The following is a 15,750-nucleotide window of genomic DNA, read 5'->3' as shown; positions in this document are numbered from 1 at the left end:
AATACTCCGGCGCAAAGTATGTGGATTGGCATAATCAGCCTGTTTCCTGAAATGTTTCGCGCAGTTACCGATTACGGAGTAACTGGCCGGGCAGTAAAAAATGGCCTGCTCAGCATTCAGAGCTGGAGTCCTCGTGATTTCGCTCACGATCGTCATCGTACCGTGGACGAACGTCCATACGGCGGCGGTCCGGGAATGCTAATGATGGTACAACCCTTGCGGGATGCCATTCACGCAGCAAAAGCGGCGGCAGGGGAAGGCGTTAAGGTGATTTATCTTTCACCCCAGGGCCGCAAACTCGATCAAGATGGTGTTTGCGAGCTGGCGACCAATCAGAAGTTAATTCTGGTCTGTGGTCGTTATGAAGGGATTGATGAGCGCGTAATCAAAACCGAGATCGATGAAGAATGGTCGATTGGGGATTACGTACTCAGCGGTGGCGAGCTGCCAGCGATGACGCTGATTGACTCGGTTTCCCGGTTTATTCCGGGAGTGCTGGGGAAACAGGCGTCTGCGGAAGAAGATTCGTTTTCTGACGGTTTGCTGGACTGCCCACACTACACCCGCCCTGAAGTGTTAGAAGGGATGGAAGTTCCGCCAGTTCTGCTGTCGGGCAACCATGCTGATATTCGCCGGTGGCGCCTGAAACAGTCGCTGGGCCGTACCTGGCTTAGAAGACCTGAACTTCTGGAAAACCTGGCTCTGACTGTAGAGCAAGCAAAGTTGCTGGCCGAGTTCCAACGGGAACACGCCAGGCAACAAAACGATGAGACGGCTGGACAGGCATAATGCCGGGTTCGCCTTAACTATCAGTTTACCCAGGATAAGAGATTTAATTATGAGCAACATTATCAAGCAACTTGAACAAGAACAGCTGAAACAGGACGTACCTTCATTCCGTCCGGGTGATTCCGTGGAAGTGAAAGTATGGGTCGTTGAAGGTGCTAAAAAGCGTCTGCAGGCATTCGAGGGCGTGGTTATCGCTATTCGTAACCGCGGTCTGCACTCTGCATTCACTGTTCGCAAAATTTCCAACGGCGAAGGTGTTGAGCGTGTATTCCAGACTCACTCCCCAGTTGTTGACAGCATTACCGTGAAACGTCGCGGTGCTGTGCGTAAAGCTAAACTGTACTACCTGCGTGAGCGTACTGGTAAGTCTGCACGTATCAAAGAACGTCTGGGCGCTTAAGCGACATCTGATAGTTAATAGTGAAAAGGGGTTAGCGTATGCTAGCCCCTTTTTTTATGAAAAATTCTCTGCCGACAAATACGCAAATAAAAAATATAATGCCGTTATCCGCTGATTTAAAAGCTTTTTTAAACAGCGTAACGAGTATGTTTGATTGATACCCCACAGCCGGAACCTTTCCTGATATGAGTAGCCCTTCGACGGGTATTTCGATGAAAATCGCCGCAGCGCTGAGTTCAACGCTGATGATGGCCTGTGTTAAAGATCTGGACGGTACTATCCCCGTCGGTGAGGTGATTTTCTTTCGATCGTTTATCGCGCTGATCCCACTATTTATCTGGCTATGGAGCCAGGGCAGTATCCTTGATGGCATCAGGACAAAGAACGTTCGCGGGCACTTTGTCCGCGGTCTTGCCGGTACCGGCGGGCTTTATTTTAGTTACCTTTCGCTGATCTATATTTCCCTCGTTGACGTGACGGCGATTAACTATGCCGCACCGCTGATTACCGTGGTGATGGCGGCGCTTATTCTGCGGGAAAAAGTAAAATTTCATCGCTGGATAGCGGTGGCTGCTGGATTCGCCGGTATATTGGTTATGCTGTCAGGCCACCTTTTCTTTAATCGTGAAGGTGCCTTAACTTCCGTAAGCTGGACCTCCTCTCTGGGAATCATCCTCGCATTAGCGGCTGCGGTATGTATTGCCGGCGCATCGATTCAAATCCGCTATCTGAACGGTATTGAAAAGCCGGGAGCTATTGCATTCTGGTTCGCAGTGATGACCACGCTGAGCTCGCTGACCACGCTGTGGTTTGGCTGGACGATACCGAATCCCCGACAGCTGGTGTTATTAATCAGTTGCGGACTGCTGGGAGGCATTACGCAAATTTTGCTGACGTTGAGCCTGCGTTATGCGGATGCTTCACTGCTGGCGCCGTTTGATTACACCACGCTGGTCTGGTCGGCGATGATTGGTTTCCTCTTCTGGGGAAATATGCCGGAGACGGCAACGCTAATAGGAGCCGGGCTGGTGGTATCGGGGGGGATGATCTCGATGTATTTTGAGCGGCGTAATCGACGGATCGTGGCTTCGCTGAGTACGGAAAGTTAGGTTGAATTCAGTATGAGAATCAGGCTGGGTTCAGTACAGGAAGCCTGGTTGAGCTTAGTGCGAAAAGTCAGATTGGTCGCAATGGCGAGAATAACGGGGCCTGATGCTTTCTCGGCCCCGTTGCTATTTACGCGCGCTGGCTGGCCACGCGCAGAAGCTCAACTACCATCGGCGACAGTTCATTACGCAGGGCGGCTCGTTCCGACTGGAACAGCGTTGCCATAAAAAATTTGTGCTCAGGCAGTTCGATAGCGCGGACATCGCCGTCAAGATCGTGGGCACTGATACGCAGTGAGCGGCCGTCGAGTTCGCTGACAAAATCAGGGTTAACGCCATAATTGCAGTGGTATCCTTCCTCGATCTCGTTTTTACCGTACAGCGTGGCCAGGCGCGTTTCGGGCTGAATAACGATAGTTCCCGTTTTCTCTACCAGTGAACAGCTTAATGGTGCAATGACCAGGCGCCCGCCGGTGTCGGTTTCAGCATGCCCCGCATCTTCCCAGCCCAATACATTGCGGGCATATTCAACAACCGCGTACTGAAATCCGGCGCAGGAGCCGAGAAACGGCAGGTTGCTTTCGCGCGCATGGCGGATTGCCATAAACGCACCTGCATCATTCAGATAGGGACTGCCGGGGACCAGCCAGACGGCATCATATTTGGCCAGCACTGATGCATCGGTAAGTTCAGGAGTAGGGAGCCATTCGGCAGTAACATCGAGATTCAGGGACTGTGCGGCAAGGTCCACCGCCAGAGGAATGGCCTGATGGGCAACCGCATCAGCGCGGTAATCGCCTATAAGCGCTAAGCGAACGTGAGACGTCATTGCAAATTATCCTGTGCAGGTAAAACAGAATGCTATATGAGACGGGATTCTCTGGCAATGCCATCTTCACTTTCATCTGATGAAGGGCGGTGCAGATGATAGATAACCGTGCTGACCGGACCGTTGTCCAGTACGATCAGCCCGTAGCGAATAGCGATAATTTTTGCGCCCACTTTTTCCGCGACGGAGCGGCTGGCGATATTTCTCTCCGCAACGAGGATTTCAACCACATCAATGTCCGGCTGACTGAAGGCACTGGCTACCAGACGGCGAACTGCCTCACTGGCAATCCCCTGTCGTTGTTCATTACTGTGAACCCAATAGCCAATCGAGGTGGGGATCAGAGGGTTGCTGCTGTAACGCAAACCGGCACCGCCTAGCAGGCGACCATCGGCAGCGAACAGGCCCATTTCGTTGGCTGTACCCTGCTGGCGCTGCAGGTGAGTCAGGTGAAACCAGAGTCGGGCCTCATCTTCCGTGTAATTCTTATGTGCCCATGTCATCCACGGCAGCAGGGTATCCAGTGACTGATTCACGGCCTGCGCGAAGGGTGCTGCGTCAGCGTCCTCAAACGCCCGCATGATAAAATCCATTCATTTCTCCCGACAGTTTGCCTAAATAATTGATGGTTGGTATTAACAGTATCACAGCAGAGGGGAGGCCTGGTGGCAGGTGACGGAAAAGAAAGGTTTTTTTATCAAATACCAATTCGTACATTTATGTTTACATATGGGGTTGTCATTTCATTCTGTTTTTTTGGTTTAAGTAATTGATATTAATTGTCTTAATTGTTGCGTGATGCTTGTGTTTTTATTGGTGGTAATAAATCTGTACGTTTTGGGGTTGAGTAATGTACTTATTGTGGTACAGTTCTTTTCAACCTCACTGAGGACCCCTATTAATCGAATTGCCCAGGATTACGATCATGCAAAAAGATGCGCTGAACAATATTCATATCGCTGACGAACAGGTTCTGATTACCCCAGAGGAACTGAAAAAACGTTTCCCGCTTAACAGCGCGCTGGAACAGCAGATTGCGGCTTCGCGCCAAACCATTTCCGACATCATTAATGGTAAAGATCACCGCCTGCTGGTGGTGTGCGGGCCTTGTTCAATTCACGATACGGATGCAGCGCTGGAATACGCTCGTCATCTCAAAACTCTGGCCGAGCAGGTTGGAGATCAGCTGTACATTGTGATGCGCGTTTACTTTGAAAAGCCACGTACCACCGTTGGCTGGAAAGGCCTGATTAACGATCCGCACATGGATAACACCTTTGATATGGAAGGGGGCCTGCATATTGCGCGTCAGCTTCTGTTGAATCTGGTTGAGATGGGCCTGCCGCTGGCGACCGAAGCGCTGGACCCAAACAGTCCACAGTACCTCGGCGACCTGTTTAGCTGGTCCGCCATCGGTGCGCGTACCACCGAGTCACAAACCCACCGTGAAATGGCATCCGGGCTGTCGATGCCTGTTGGGTTCAAAAACGGCACCGATGGCAGTCTGGGTACCGCGATTAACGCCATGCGCGCCGCTGCGATGCCGCACCGCTTTGTCGGCATTAACCAGGCAGGCCAGGTCTGCCTGCTACAAACTCAGGGCAACCCGGACGGGCACGTGATCCTGCGCGGTGGTAAAAAGCCAAACTACGGTCCGGAAGATGTCGCTCAGTGTGAAAAAGAGATGCAGCAGGCGGGACTCCGCCCATCCTTGATGATAGATTGCAGTCACGGCAATTCTAATAAAGATTTCCGCCGCCAGTCGGGCGTCGCTGAATCTGCAGTGGCACAGATCAAAGACGGTAACCGTTCGATTATCGGTTTGATGCTGGAAAGTCACCTCAATGAAGGCAATCAGTCTTCCGAGCAGCCGCGCAGCGAAATGCGCTACGGCGTTTCGGTCACCGATGCCTGTATCAATTGGGAAACGACTGAAAGCCTGCTGCGTGAAATTCATCAGGATCTCAACGGCGTACTGGCGGCACGTCTGCAGTAAGAGGATTAACGAGTTATGGTGGCTGAACTGACCGCACTGCGCGATCAAATTGATGAAGTAGATAAAGCGCTACTGGATTTACTGGCTAAACGGCTGGAGCTGGTAGCGGAAGTGGGGGAAGTGAAAAGCCGCTACGGATTACCGATCTATGTACCGGAACGCGAGGCCACCATGCTGGCTTCGCGCCGCAAAGAGGCCGAGCTGCTCGGTGTACCGCCGGATCTGATCGAAGACGTGCTGCGTCGGGTCATGCGTGAATCCTATACCAGCGAAAATGATAAAGGCTTCAAAACACTGAATCCTGAACTGCGCCCGGTGGTTATTGTTGGTGGTAAAGGCCAGATGGGGCGGCTGTTTGAAAAAATGCTGACCCTTTCCGGCTATCAGGTGAAGATCCTCGATAAAGAGGAGCACCATCAGGCGGAAGCGATGCTGGCGGATGCCGGAATGGTGATTATCAGCGTGCCTATTCATCTGACCGAACAGGTGATCGCTGAGCTGCCGCCGCTGCCGCAGGACTGTATTCTGGTCGACCTGGCATCGGTGAAAAATAAACCTTTGCAGGCAATGCTGGCCGCTCACGGTGGGCCGGTACTGGGCCTGCACCCGATGTTTGGCCCTGACAGCGGCAGTCTGGCGAAACAGGTGGTGGTATGGTGCGACGGTCGTCAGCCGGAAGCCTATCAGTGGTTCCTGGAGCAGATTCAGGTCTGGGGGGCGCGGCTTCACCGCATCAGCGCGGTCGAACACGATCAGAATATGGCGTTTATTCAGGCGCTGCGCCACTTTGCGACGTTTGCCTATGGTTTACATCTGGCAGAAGAGAACGTGCAGCTGGAACAGCTGCTGGCACTCTCTTCACCGATCTACCGGCTTGAGCTGGCGATGGTCGGCCGTCTGTTCGCGCAGGACCCGCAGCTTTACGCGGACATCATCATGTCTTCGGAAAGTAACCTGGCGCTGATTAAGCGTTACTACACGCGGTTTGGTGAGGCGATTAAGCTGCTGGAACACGGTGATAAGCAGGCGTTTATCGACAGCTTCCGCCGGGTAGAACACTGGTTTGGCGACTACGCTAAGCGCTTCCAGGCCGAGAGCCGGACGCTGCTGCGCCAGGCAAATGACAGCCGGGCATAATTTGCCGTAGTGATTGAGAAGGGCAGCCGTAGGTTAACCGCACGCACTCAGCGTGAGCGGAAGTCACTTTCGGGTTGCCCTTTTTTATTGCTCGGTGCCGAATTTACCTGGTCCATTATGCTTAAGGCTTCGCGGCGCCAAAACCGTGCTGATGCAAAATTTCCCGTGCCTCTTCTGACAGTAAAAAATCAGCCAGAGGTTGTGCCGCTACATCACAAACCGCAAAACCGTAGATTGCCGAAGGCTGCCACTCCTGAGGAATGCTGACTGTCGCGATTTGGCTATTGTGCTCTCGCCGGTGGCTATAGCTACTATAGCCGACAAAAATATCGGCCAGCCCTGACTCAATAATCCACGCTGCCGCCTGCATGCCCGGCGGAATTGCCGGGGAGTGTTCGCCTCCAACGACCATTCTGGCTCGCTGCTTTAGATCCTGGCCGAGCAGGCTGTCCCACGCTGTCAGACGGTCAAACATCTGCCATGCATAGTCACCGCAGGGATCGCTGCCGATCGTTGATGTTGCCACTCGCAGTGTCGGATCCTTTAACAGCTCCAGCCAGGTCAGATCGCCAAGCTCGCGGCGTACGTTAAGGCACAGCGAGTTCTGGCAAAAGGCGGCAACCCGCTGTGCCCGACCTGACTGCTGAAGCGTCAGCGGGTGTGCCATATTGGCGGAGGCAAACAGATCGCAGGGTTCCCCCTGCTCAATGCGCTGCCGAAGCAGGCCCGCCGGGCCGAACTGTGTCTCCATGCCTGACGAATAATAGCTCTGAAAGCGTTCAGTGATGGCTGACCAGATGGGGCGCAGGCTGCCGGCGGCCAGTACGCGCAGCGGTTTCATCAGTTGCTGCCGCGATAGTCAGTGCGATAAAAACGCTGATACCAGCTTTCGGCCTGCTGCTGCATGTCAATATCCTTGAATTTTTCGGGATAAAGCTTTTTCGCCATCCACAGTTCACCCAGCGCCATCGCTTCAGGCATCGGATACCCCCAGGCCTTGGCATATTCTGGCATCAGATAGACGCGATGATTTTTTACCGCATCTAAAGCCTGCCAGACCGGTTGCTGATATATCTCATCCACCACCTGCGGGTAACGGTCCTGGACAAAGATGACCTGAGGCTTCCAGGCCAGTATCTGCTCCATAGAAACCTGCTTGTAGCCTTTTACCGTTGCGGCAGCGACGTTCATCGCGCCGGAATGGTTCATCATCAGTCCGGTGTACTTACCGGAACCGTAGGTTGTCAGGTCGGGGTTCGCCATATACACGCGGATACGCTGGTCGGCAGGAATGTCCTTAAGGCGGTCGGCAGTTTGCTGGCGCAGGCTAAAAGTGGCTTTAATCAGCGCCTCGGCCTGCTGCTGATGGTTCACCACCGCGCCGATTAAACGGATACCGTCTTTCAGACCCTGATTGTAAGCCTGTTCCTCATTCTGCAAATCGGGATTGAGATGGCTCTGCTGTTTATCATCCGCCCGCAGCGAGATGGCAATCACGGCAATACCCAGTTGTTGGATCTGGTCGATCATCTCCTGCGGTGCGTAGTTGGTGACAAACACCACTTGTGGATGCAGGGCAACCAGCTTTTCCAGATCGACATGGGTCAGATCGCCAAGCATCGGTACTTTGGTTAACTCAGGCACCAGGCGAGCATAACTGTCACCGAGCTGCTGTCGCCAGTTGGCGAGTATTCCCACCATCTTGTTTGTGGCATCCAGCTGAACCAGCAGGTTCAGAGTCTGATGCTGTAGCACGACGACCCGATCAACGCGATCGGGAATGGTGACCTGCCGACCAAGCTGATCGGTAACGACGCGATCGGCATAAGAGAAACCGGGGACGGAGCCAAGCAGCACCAGTAAGACAAAGGAGCGGAGAATTTGACGCATGAAGATTTCCTGAATTTCGCTATATACCTAATAATATAGCGTCAGGAGTCTGGGGGAAATGATTCTGTGGCAGGAAATCGGTGGCCCGCACGGCAGGCCACCTGTATTCGTCAGAGCGGCTCTACCGCCACGACGTTTTCGCTGGGGTAGCAGCCCAGTACTTTCAGCGAGCGGGTAATCGGGGCCAGCTCGCGTAGCGCCTGCTGAACGTCTTCAGAACGCAAGTTGCCCTGGAAATCGATATAAAACATCTCTTCCCACGGATTACCGTTAATCGGACGAGACTCCAGCTTGCTCATGGTCAGATTATGCTGGCGCAGTACCAGCAACGCCTCAACCAGTGCGCCTGCCTGCTGTCCTGTTGCCATAATCAGCGTGGTTTTAGCCGGAACCTGCATTGAAACATCCACCGGTTTGCGGGCCAGTACGATAAAGCGGGTGATATTCTGCCGCTGGTTGGCGAGATTCCTTTCCAGAACCTGCAGACCGTACAGATCGCCCCCGGCTTCACTGCCCAGTGCGGCGACCTTCGGAGAATTCATCGCAGCGACCTTTTCCATCGCGGCGGCGGTGCTTTCGGTGTACTCAATTTTCCAGTGCGGATAGCGGTGGATAAACTGGCTGCACTGCTGGAAAGGCTGAGGGTGGCTGTAAACGGTTTCAATCTGCTGGAGATCGGTGCTGCCGGAAACCAGAACGCAGTGGTCGATAGGCAGAGTGATTTCACCTACGATCGACAGACTGGTTTGCTGCAGCAGATCGTAGACGTCGGTAATGGAGCCGGATGTGGTGTTCTCGATAGGCAGAACGGCGTAATCCGCCTGTCCGGTCTCAACCTGGTTAAAAATATCGTGGAATTTCAGGCAGCCACTCTCAATGAAATTATCAAAATGGCGCGCCGCATAGTGGCGCGAGGCCAGATGCGAATAGGAACCTTTTGGACCAAGGAAAGCGATACGGGCAGACTGTGCGTTCGTGTTATTCAGATGCTTTTGCAGCAGCGCCTGCTGGGTCAGCACGGAATCTTCAATAATCAGCTGAAACAGGCGGGTGATGTAGTGAGCATCCAGTTTATGCGCTTTGCCCAGTGTAATCAGGTGCTCAAGCAAATCGCGTTCACGATCGATGTCACGGATGGGGCGATGCGTCGCCATTTTGGCTGTAGCAACGTCGATTGCCAGCGCACGGCGCTGAGCCAGCAGTTGCAGTAGTTCTTCATCCAGCGCGCTGATTTTACCACGCAGGGCCAGCAAAGGATTCTCGGAGTTCATATCGCTACCTGTCAGATGTCGCTAAAAAAAAAGCCTCCCTTTGTCGGGAGGCTTTATTGTTCGTCTTCGCATTCATTCTTACACGACGAATTGCCTCCCAGTCAGGGGAAGGTAAAAAAGAATGCGAAGAAAAACGGGATAAATTTCATTTTGCTCAATTTTCAGTAGCGGTCTGGAGGGTTAAAGTAACCGCTGTAATTTCATTCTGTCAATAAAAAACGCGCCCGCAGGCGCGTTATTCAGGATGAGTCATTTATTCTTCGTCGATCGGGCTGAGATCTTTGACGCTGGCGGTGGCGCGTCGCGCTTCACCTTTGTGCTGAACTTTGTTCAGCTGGCGCTCGAGTTTGTTAATCAGCTCGTTGATAGCCGTGTACATATCTTCATGTTTGGCGGTGGCAACCAGCGGGCCGTTAGGCGTATTGATATTGGCATCGGCAACGAACTCTTTCGGCTCCTTCGAAAGAACAATGTGCGGATTAATCAGATGGGTTTGCCATTTTTCGAGCTTAGAGAGACGGTCTTCGACATGCTGGCGGATAGCCGGAGTAATTTCCATTTGTTTGCTGGTAATGTTCAGAACCATAGTGCTTACCTCTCTGTCATTTCCGTCTTGGTAACTCCAGCATAGCGCCAAAAACAGTAAAATATGTGACTTAGATCACGTTTTGTTGTCACTTTTTGTCAAGAAGGATAAAAGTGTGAAACCGGCTGATAAAAGCGGCCTGAGCCCTTGTCGGCGCGATATTTCAATGGCATTGTTGATAGGATCACTACAGCGGGAATTTGCCAGAATGGCATTTTCAGGCGTAAAAAAGGCAGCTTAGCGCTGCCTTTTTTTGTGGCCTGCAATCAGGCCTGATTCGCTGAGATGATTTTAGCCACACGCTCAGCTTCGGCATTAAGCTGCAGCTGACGATAGGCATTTTCCATCAGCGGTAACGCAGTGCGTGTTGCCTTCGTATCCGGATAATCTTTCAGCATTTGCTCTACGCGGTTAACCACAGCGACATAAGCACCGCGTTTAGTGTAGAATTCAGCCACGGATAATTCGTATTTCGCCAGACGATCTTTCAGGAACACCAGGCGCTTACGTGCATCGGTCGCATACTGACTGTTAGGGTAGCCGCGCAGTAACTGCGAGAAGTCTTTGAAAGCATCACGCGCATGAGTTGGATCGCGGTCTGAACGGTCAATACCAAAGAATCCCTGCAGCGCACTGTCATCCAACGCCATATCCGTCAGGCCACGCATGTAAATAACGTAGTCAATGTTCGGATGGGTAGGGTTGAGGCGCATAAAGCGGTCGATGGCAGCCTGGGCCAGCGGCAAATCGGCATTCTTATAGTATGCGTAGATCAGGTCTAGCTGAACTTGCTGGGAGTAAGGGCCGAATGGATAGCGGTTATCGAGCGCTTCCAGTTGCGTTATTGCTCCTTTAAAGTTACCGTCCTGCAGTTTTTGCTGGGCAGTGGCATAAATCTCGGAAGGCGGGCTGTCAGGCACCACATCCTTGGAGCCGGAACATCCAGCTAATGCCAGGCTCAACGTGGCTGCAGCCACCAGATATTTCATACGCGTCATGACGATTTGATTATCCTCAGAGTGTTATTCAGGAAGCTGTCCGTATAGCTCCCGATAGTGACCAGGTACAATAGCACATTATATTAAACGGCATCGCCGTGAAAACCCAACGTTAACGAAGAAGCTGTGTATGGCACAACAAGTAAAACTCAACGCAACGGTATCCGAATCGCAACTCGGACAACGCTTAGATCAGGCTTTGGCCGAATTGTTCCCTGATTATTCACGTTCTCGCATAAAAGAATGGATTCTTGACCGTCGCGTCACCGTAAATGGCCAAATAATCGACAAGCCGAAGGAGAAAGTGCTCGGGAGTGAGCAAATTATCATCAGTGCGGAAATCGAAGAAGAGGCGAGATGGGAAGCGCAGAACATTCCGTTGGATATTGTTTACGAGGATGACGACATCCTGGTGATCAATAAACCGCGCGATCTGGTCGTTCATCCGGGGGCAGGCAACCCCGACGGCACCGTGCTGAACGCATTGCTGCACCATTTCCCGGCCATTGCCGATGTGCCGCGCGCGGGTATCGTCCACCGTCTGGATAAAGATACTACCGGTCTGATGGTCGTCGCTAAAACCGTTCCGGCACAGACGCATCTGGTGGATTCACTTCAGCGGCGTGAAATTACCCGCGAGTATGAAGCCGTCGCAATTGGTCGCATGACCGCTGGCGGTACCGTTGATGAGCCGATTAGCCGTCACTCAACCAAGCGCACGCATATGGCGGTACACCCGATGGGTAAACCGGCAACGACGCATTACCGCATTATGGAACACTTCCGTGCCCATACGCGTCTGCGTCTGCGTCTGGAAACCGGGCGTACTCACCAGATCCGCGTACATATGTCCCACATTACACATCCCCTGGTGGGCGATCCGCTCTACGGTGGCCGTCCTCGCCCGCCGAAGGGGGCTTCTGAGGCCTTCATTACCGCGCTGCGCGGTTTCGATCGCCAGGCGCTGCACGCAACCATGCTGCGTCTGTACCATCCGATCACCGGCATCGAGATGGAGTGGCACGCGCCGCTGCCGCAGGACATGGTCGATCTGATCAATGCTCTGAAGGCGGATACCGAAGAGTTTAAAGATCAGATGGACTGGTAATGAAGCCCGTTATTCCCGACTGGTCACTTCCCGCCAACGTTCGCGCGTGCAGCAGTACGCGCAGCGGCGGCATCAGCGATGCCCCATGGAGCAGTCTGAACCTGGGTGCACACGTTGGTGACAATCCACAAAACGTGCAGACTAATCGTCAACGTCTGGTAGAGGCATGTAATCTGCCTTCGATGCCGGTCTGGCTGGAGCAGGTACACGGCACGGATGTGCTGCGGCTGGATGGTCAGCCTCCGGCTTCACTGCGGGCAGATGCCGTCTACACTCGGGAGCCTTGGGTTGTTTGTGCGGTGATGACTGCAGACTGTTTGCCGGTATTATTTTGTTCGGCGGATGGCCAGGAAATTGCTGCCGCTCACGCTGGCTGGCGCGGATTGTGTTCTGGGGTGCTCGAAGCAACACTTGACGCTTTTTCCGCTCCAGCAGAAGAGATTATCGTTTGGCTCGGGCCGGCTATCGGGCCGAACGCATTTGAAGTTGGGCCAGAGGTAAAAGAAGCCTTTTGTGCCGTCGATCCTGCTGCCAACTCGGCTTTTTGTGCTGTAGGTGAAAAATTTTATGCCGATCTCTGGATGCTGGCAACGCAGCGCTTAAACGCTGCCGGAGTGCGGTGCATCAGGGGTGGAGGCGATTGTACCTATACGCAGGAAGAACAATTTTTCTCCTTCCGACGCGATGGAATCACCGGGCGTATGGCAAGTTTCATCTGGCTGATATAACCTAGCGCCATAAGACGGTCCGGATTGATGTTTTTTTCTCCGAAATGTTCAGGTCATTACCTTGAAAAATTTGAGGGATGACCTCATTTAATCTCCAGTAGCAATTTGACCTGAATGGGGGAAATTATGCGTCTGGATCGTCTTACTAACAAATTTCAGCTGGCACTGGCTGACGCCCAATCCCTGGCCCTCGGCCGAGATAATCAATTTATCGAACCTCTGCACTTGATGAGCGCACTGCTTAATCAGGAAGGCGGTTCCGTTCGTCCTTTACTGACCGCGGCTGGCGTAGACGTTGCCTCTTTACGTAGTGGTATTGAACAGGCACTCAGTCGCTTACCGCAGGTTGAAGGTACCGATGGCGATGTTCAGCCTTCTGCTGACCTGGTCCGCGTACTGAACCTGTGTGACAAGCTGGCGCAAAAGCGCGCCGACAACTTCATTTCATCAGAATTATTTGTTCTGGCAGCACTCGACTCCCGCGGTGCACTGGCTGATTTACTTAAATCTGCCGGTGTCACCAATGACAAGCTGACGAAAGCGATTGACCAGATGCGAGGAGGAGAGAACGTGAACGATCAAGGGGCGGAAGATCAACGCCAGGCATTAAGTAAATACACCATCGACCTGACCGAACGTGCCGAGAAAGGCAAACTTGATCCGGTTATCGGCCGCGATGAAGAGATTCGCCGTACCATTCAGGTACTGCAGCGTCGTACCAAAAATAACCCGGTACTGATCGGTGAGCCCGGGGTGGGGAAAACGGCCATCGTTGAAGGTCTGGCACAGCGCATCATTAACGGCGAAGTACCGGAAGGGCTGAAAGGCCGCCGCGTGCTGGCGCTGGATATGGGGGCGCTGGTGGCCGGGGCTAAATACCGTGGTGAATTCGAAGAGCGCCTGAAAGGCGTGCTGAATGATTTGTCGAAACAGGAAGGCAACGTCATTCTGTTTATCGACGAGTTACACACTATGGTGGGCGCCGGTAAGGCCGACGGTGCGATGGATGCCGGTAATATGCTGAAGCCTGCGCTGGCTCGTGGTGAGCTGCACTGCGTTGGCGCGACAACGCTGGACGAATATCGTCAGTACATTGAAAAAGATGCCGCGTTGGAACGTCGTTTCCAGAAGGTGTTTGTGGCCGAGCCGAGCGTGGAAGATACCATTGCTATCTTGCGCGGCCTGAAAGAGCGCTATGAGTTGCATCATCATGTACAGATTACCGACCCGGCTATCGTTGCGGCGGCGACGCTGTCCCATCGCTATATTGCCGATCGCCAGCTGCCGGACAAAGCTATCGATCTGATCGATGAAGCGGCATCCAGCATTCGCATGCAGATCGACTCCAAGCCGGAAGCGCTCGATCGTCTGGAGCGTCGTATCATTCAGCTGAAGCTGGAACAGCAGGCGCTGAAGAAAGAATCTGACGATGCCAGTATCAAACGTCTGGAAATGCTGGAAAACGAGCTTTCGCAGAAAGAGCGCGAATACTCTGAGCTGGAAGAGGAGTGGAAGGCGGAGAAAGCCTCTCTATCCGGAACTCAGCACATTAAAGCTGAACTGGAGCAGGCAAGGCTGAATATGGAACAGGCGCGCCGACTGGGTGACCTGGGCCAGATGTCTGAGCTGCAGTACGGTAAAATTCCAGAGCTGGAAAAACAGCTGGCGGCGGCAACCCAGGCTGAAGGCAAGACCATGCGCCTGCTGCGTAACCGCGTGACCGATGTTGAAATTGCCGACGTGCTGGCGCGCTGGACCGGTATTCCTGTGGCCCGCATGATGGAAGGCGAGCGTGACAAGCTGTTGCGCATGGAGCAGGAATTGCATACGCGGGTGATTGGGCAGAATGAAGCGGTGGAAGCCGTATCGAACGCCATTCGCCGTAGCCGTGCTGGCCTGGCCGATCCGAATCGTCCAATTGGCTCGTTCCTGTTCCTCGGCCCGACCGGGGTGGGTAAAACCGAACTGTGTAAAGCGCTGGCTAACTTTATGTTCGACAGTGACGATGCGATGGTGCGTATCGATATGTCCGAGTTTATGGAGAAACACTCGGTGTCGCGTCTGGTGGGGGCACCTCCTGGATATGTCGGTTATGAAGAAGGTGGATACCTGACCGAAGCGGTACGTCGTCGTCCTTACTCAGTGATTCTGCTGGATGAAGTGGAGAAAGCGCACCCGGATGTCTTCAACATCCTTCTTCAGGTACTGGATGATGGGCGCCTGACCGATGGGCAGGGCAGAACGGTTGATTTCCGCAATACGGTGGTGATCATGACCTCTAACCTGGGTTCCGATCTGATCCAGGAGCGGTTCGGTGCGCTGAGCTACGGTGAAATGAAAGAGTTGGTCATGTCTGTGGTCAGCCACAGCTTCCGTCCGGAATTCATTAACCGTATTGACGAGCTGGTGGTGTTCCACCCGCTGGGCGAGAAACATATTGCTTCTATTGCCCGTATCCAGCTGCAGCGTTTGTATCAGCGCCTGGAAGAGCGGGGTTATGAGCTGCATATTTCCGATGCCGCTCTGCAGCAGCTCGGTGAGAATGGTTATGATCCGGTCTACGGCGCACGACCGCTGAAACGCGCTATCCAGCAGCAGATTGAAAACCCGCTGGCACAGCAGATTCTTTCCGGCGCTTTGGTTCCGGGCAAGACAATAGAAATGGATCTGCAGGATGGCGTTATCGTTGCGCATCAGTAAAGTGCACTGTGTCAGGTAAGCTCCTGAATGGGGTTTTCTGACCATGTCATCATTAAAATGGGCCTTCGGGCCCATTTTTGTTTATTAAATCGGCAAAAAAGAGGCTTTTAACGCAGGTTTGGGTGAAAACTAAGCATGTGAACATTTTTTTAAAATTAGCTCTTGTCAGCCGCCAGAAAATCCCTATACTGCGCCTCCACTGACACGGAACA

Annotated in this window: 16 protein-coding genes and 1 other annotated feature; of the genes, 8 read left to right on the top strand and 8 right to left on the bottom strand. The window is 53.1% G+C overall.

Features of this window, described 5'->3' with window-relative positions:
- Positions 1 to 18: 18 nt before the first annotated feature.
- The 3 genes from trmD to IBT46_RS25985 all read left to right on the top strand — a co-directional run bounded on the left by trmD (position 19) and on the right by IBT46_RS25985 (position 2,298).
- Positions 19 to 789 carry a tRNA (guanosine(37)-N1)-methyltransferase TrmD gene (trmD, locus tag IBT46_RS25995; protein ID WP_105593985.1) on the top strand — a complete coding sequence of 257 codons (771 nt, stop codon included), beginning with the start codon at positions 19 to 21 and terminating at the stop codon, positions 787 to 789.
- Positions 790 to 838: 49 nt separating this feature from the next.
- Positions 839 to 1,189, top strand: a complete 351-nt coding sequence (gene rplS, locus IBT46_RS25990) for a 50S ribosomal protein L19 (RefSeq protein ID WP_105593986.1) — start codon at positions 839 to 841, stop codon at positions 1,187 to 1,189.
- 185 nt (positions 1,190 to 1,374) lie between these two features.
- Positions 1,375 to 2,298: a DMT family transporter gene (locus IBT46_RS25985; RefSeq protein ID WP_200548007.1), complete on the top strand. Its 924-nt coding sequence runs from the start codon at positions 1,375 to 1,377 to the stop codon at positions 2,296 to 2,298.
- A gap of 127 nt (positions 2,299 to 2,425) precedes the next feature.
- Here the strand turns inward: IBT46_RS25985 and IBT46_RS25980 are convergent, their stop codons facing one another.
- Positions 2,426 to 3,124 carry a CTP synthase gene (locus IBT46_RS25980; RefSeq protein WP_200548006.1) on the bottom strand — a complete coding sequence of 233 codons (699 nt, stop codon included), beginning with the start codon at positions 3,122 to 3,124 and terminating at the stop codon, positions 2,426 to 2,428.
- 32 nt (positions 3,125 to 3,156) lie between these two features.
- On the bottom strand, positions 3,157 to 3,717 hold the full coding sequence (locus tag IBT46_RS25975; protein ID WP_200548005.1) for a GNAT family N-acetyltransferase: 561 nt from the start codon (positions 3,715 to 3,717) through the stop codon (positions 3,157 to 3,159).
- A gap of 332 nt (positions 3,718 to 4,049) precedes the next feature.
- Here IBT46_RS25975 and IBT46_RS25970 point away from each other — a divergent pair, with 332 nt between their 5' ends.
- Together IBT46_RS25970 and tyrA are read left to right on the top strand one after the other, a co-directional pair.
- The gene (locus IBT46_RS25970) at positions 4,050 to 5,120 is read left to right on the top strand and encodes a 3-deoxy-7-phosphoheptulonate synthase (protein ID WP_105593990.1); all 1,071 of its coding nucleotides are present in this window, start codon (positions 4,050 to 4,052) and stop codon (positions 5,118 to 5,120) included.
- 15 nt (positions 5,121 to 5,135) lie between these two features.
- Positions 5,136 to 6,257 (top strand): bifunctional chorismate mutase/prephenate dehydrogenase, encoded by a 1,122-nt coding sequence (gene tyrA, locus IBT46_RS25965; protein ID WP_200548004.1) that lies wholly within the window; start codon positions 5,136 to 5,138, stop codon positions 6,255 to 6,257.
- 121 nt (positions 6,258 to 6,378) lie between these two features.
- Here the strand turns inward: tyrA and IBT46_RS25960 are convergent, their stop codons facing one another.
- The 6 genes from IBT46_RS25960 to bamD form a co-directional block, all read right to left on the bottom strand.
- Entirely contained in the window at positions 6,379 to 7,098 is a 720-nt protein-coding gene (locus IBT46_RS25960; protein WP_105593992.1) for a substrate-binding domain-containing protein, read from the bottom strand.
- Positions 7,098 to 8,147, bottom strand: a complete 1,050-nt coding sequence (locus IBT46_RS25955; protein WP_200548003.1) for an ABC transporter substrate-binding protein — start codon at positions 8,145 to 8,147, stop codon at positions 7,098 to 7,100. Before IBT46_RS25955 ends, IBT46_RS25960 begins: the two co-directional genes overlap by 1 nt.
- 110 nt (positions 8,148 to 8,257) lie before the next feature.
- On the bottom strand, positions 8,258 to 9,418 hold the full coding sequence (gene pheA / locus IBT46_RS25950) for a bifunctional chorismate mutase/prephenate dehydratase (RefSeq protein WP_105593994.1): 1,161 nt from the start codon (positions 9,416 to 9,418) through the stop codon (positions 8,258 to 8,260).
- 23 nt (positions 9,419 to 9,441) lie between these two features.
- Positions 9,442 to 9,568 (bottom strand) — a sequence feature (Phe leader region).
- Entirely contained in the window at positions 9,520 to 9,567 is a 48-nt protein-coding gene (gene pheL, locus IBT46_RS25945; protein WP_105594002.1) for a pheA operon leader peptide PheL, read from the bottom strand. Its footprint overlaps the feature before it by 48 nt.
- A 103-nt stretch (positions 9,569 to 9,671) precedes the next feature.
- Positions 9,672 to 10,004: a ribosome-associated translation inhibitor RaiA gene (raiA, locus tag IBT46_RS25940; RefSeq protein ID WP_105593995.1), complete on the bottom strand. Its 333-nt coding sequence runs from the start codon at positions 10,002 to 10,004 to the stop codon at positions 9,672 to 9,674.
- Between the two features lie 266 nt (positions 10,005 to 10,270).
- Positions 10,271 to 11,002, bottom strand: coding sequence for an outer membrane protein assembly factor BamD (gene bamD / locus IBT46_RS25935; protein ID WP_200548002.1), 732 nt, complete (start codon positions 11,000 to 11,002; stop codon positions 10,271 to 10,273).
- 130 nt (positions 11,003 to 11,132) lie between these two features.
- Here bamD and rluD point away from each other — a divergent pair, with 130 nt between their 5' ends.
- From rluD to clpB, 3 genes are all read left to right on the top strand, one after another.
- Positions 11,133 to 12,110, top strand: coding sequence for a 23S rRNA pseudouridine(1911/1915/1917) synthase RluD (gene rluD / locus IBT46_RS25930; RefSeq protein WP_200548001.1), 978 nt, complete (start codon positions 11,133 to 11,135; stop codon positions 12,108 to 12,110).
- Entirely contained in the window at positions 12,110 to 12,838 is a 729-nt protein-coding gene (gene yfiH / locus IBT46_RS25925; protein WP_200548000.1) for a purine nucleoside phosphorylase YfiH, read from the top strand. Before rluD ends, yfiH begins: the two co-directional genes overlap by 1 nt.
- Positions 12,839 to 12,952: 114 nt before the next feature.
- Positions 12,953 to 15,538, top strand: coding sequence for an ATP-dependent chaperone ClpB (clpB, locus tag IBT46_RS25920; protein WP_200547999.1), 2,586 nt, complete (start codon positions 12,953 to 12,955; stop codon positions 15,536 to 15,538).
- The last annotated feature ends 212 nt before the right edge of the window (positions 15,539 to 15,750 follow it).

The sequence above is a fragment of the Erwinia sp. S38 genome (assembly GCF_016624545.1).
In the GTDB taxonomy this organism is placed as follows: Bacteria; Pseudomonadota; Gammaproteobacteria; order Enterobacterales; family Enterobacteriaceae; genus Erwinia; species Erwinia coffeiphila.
This window is presented reverse-complemented; position numbering and strand designations above follow the sequence as displayed.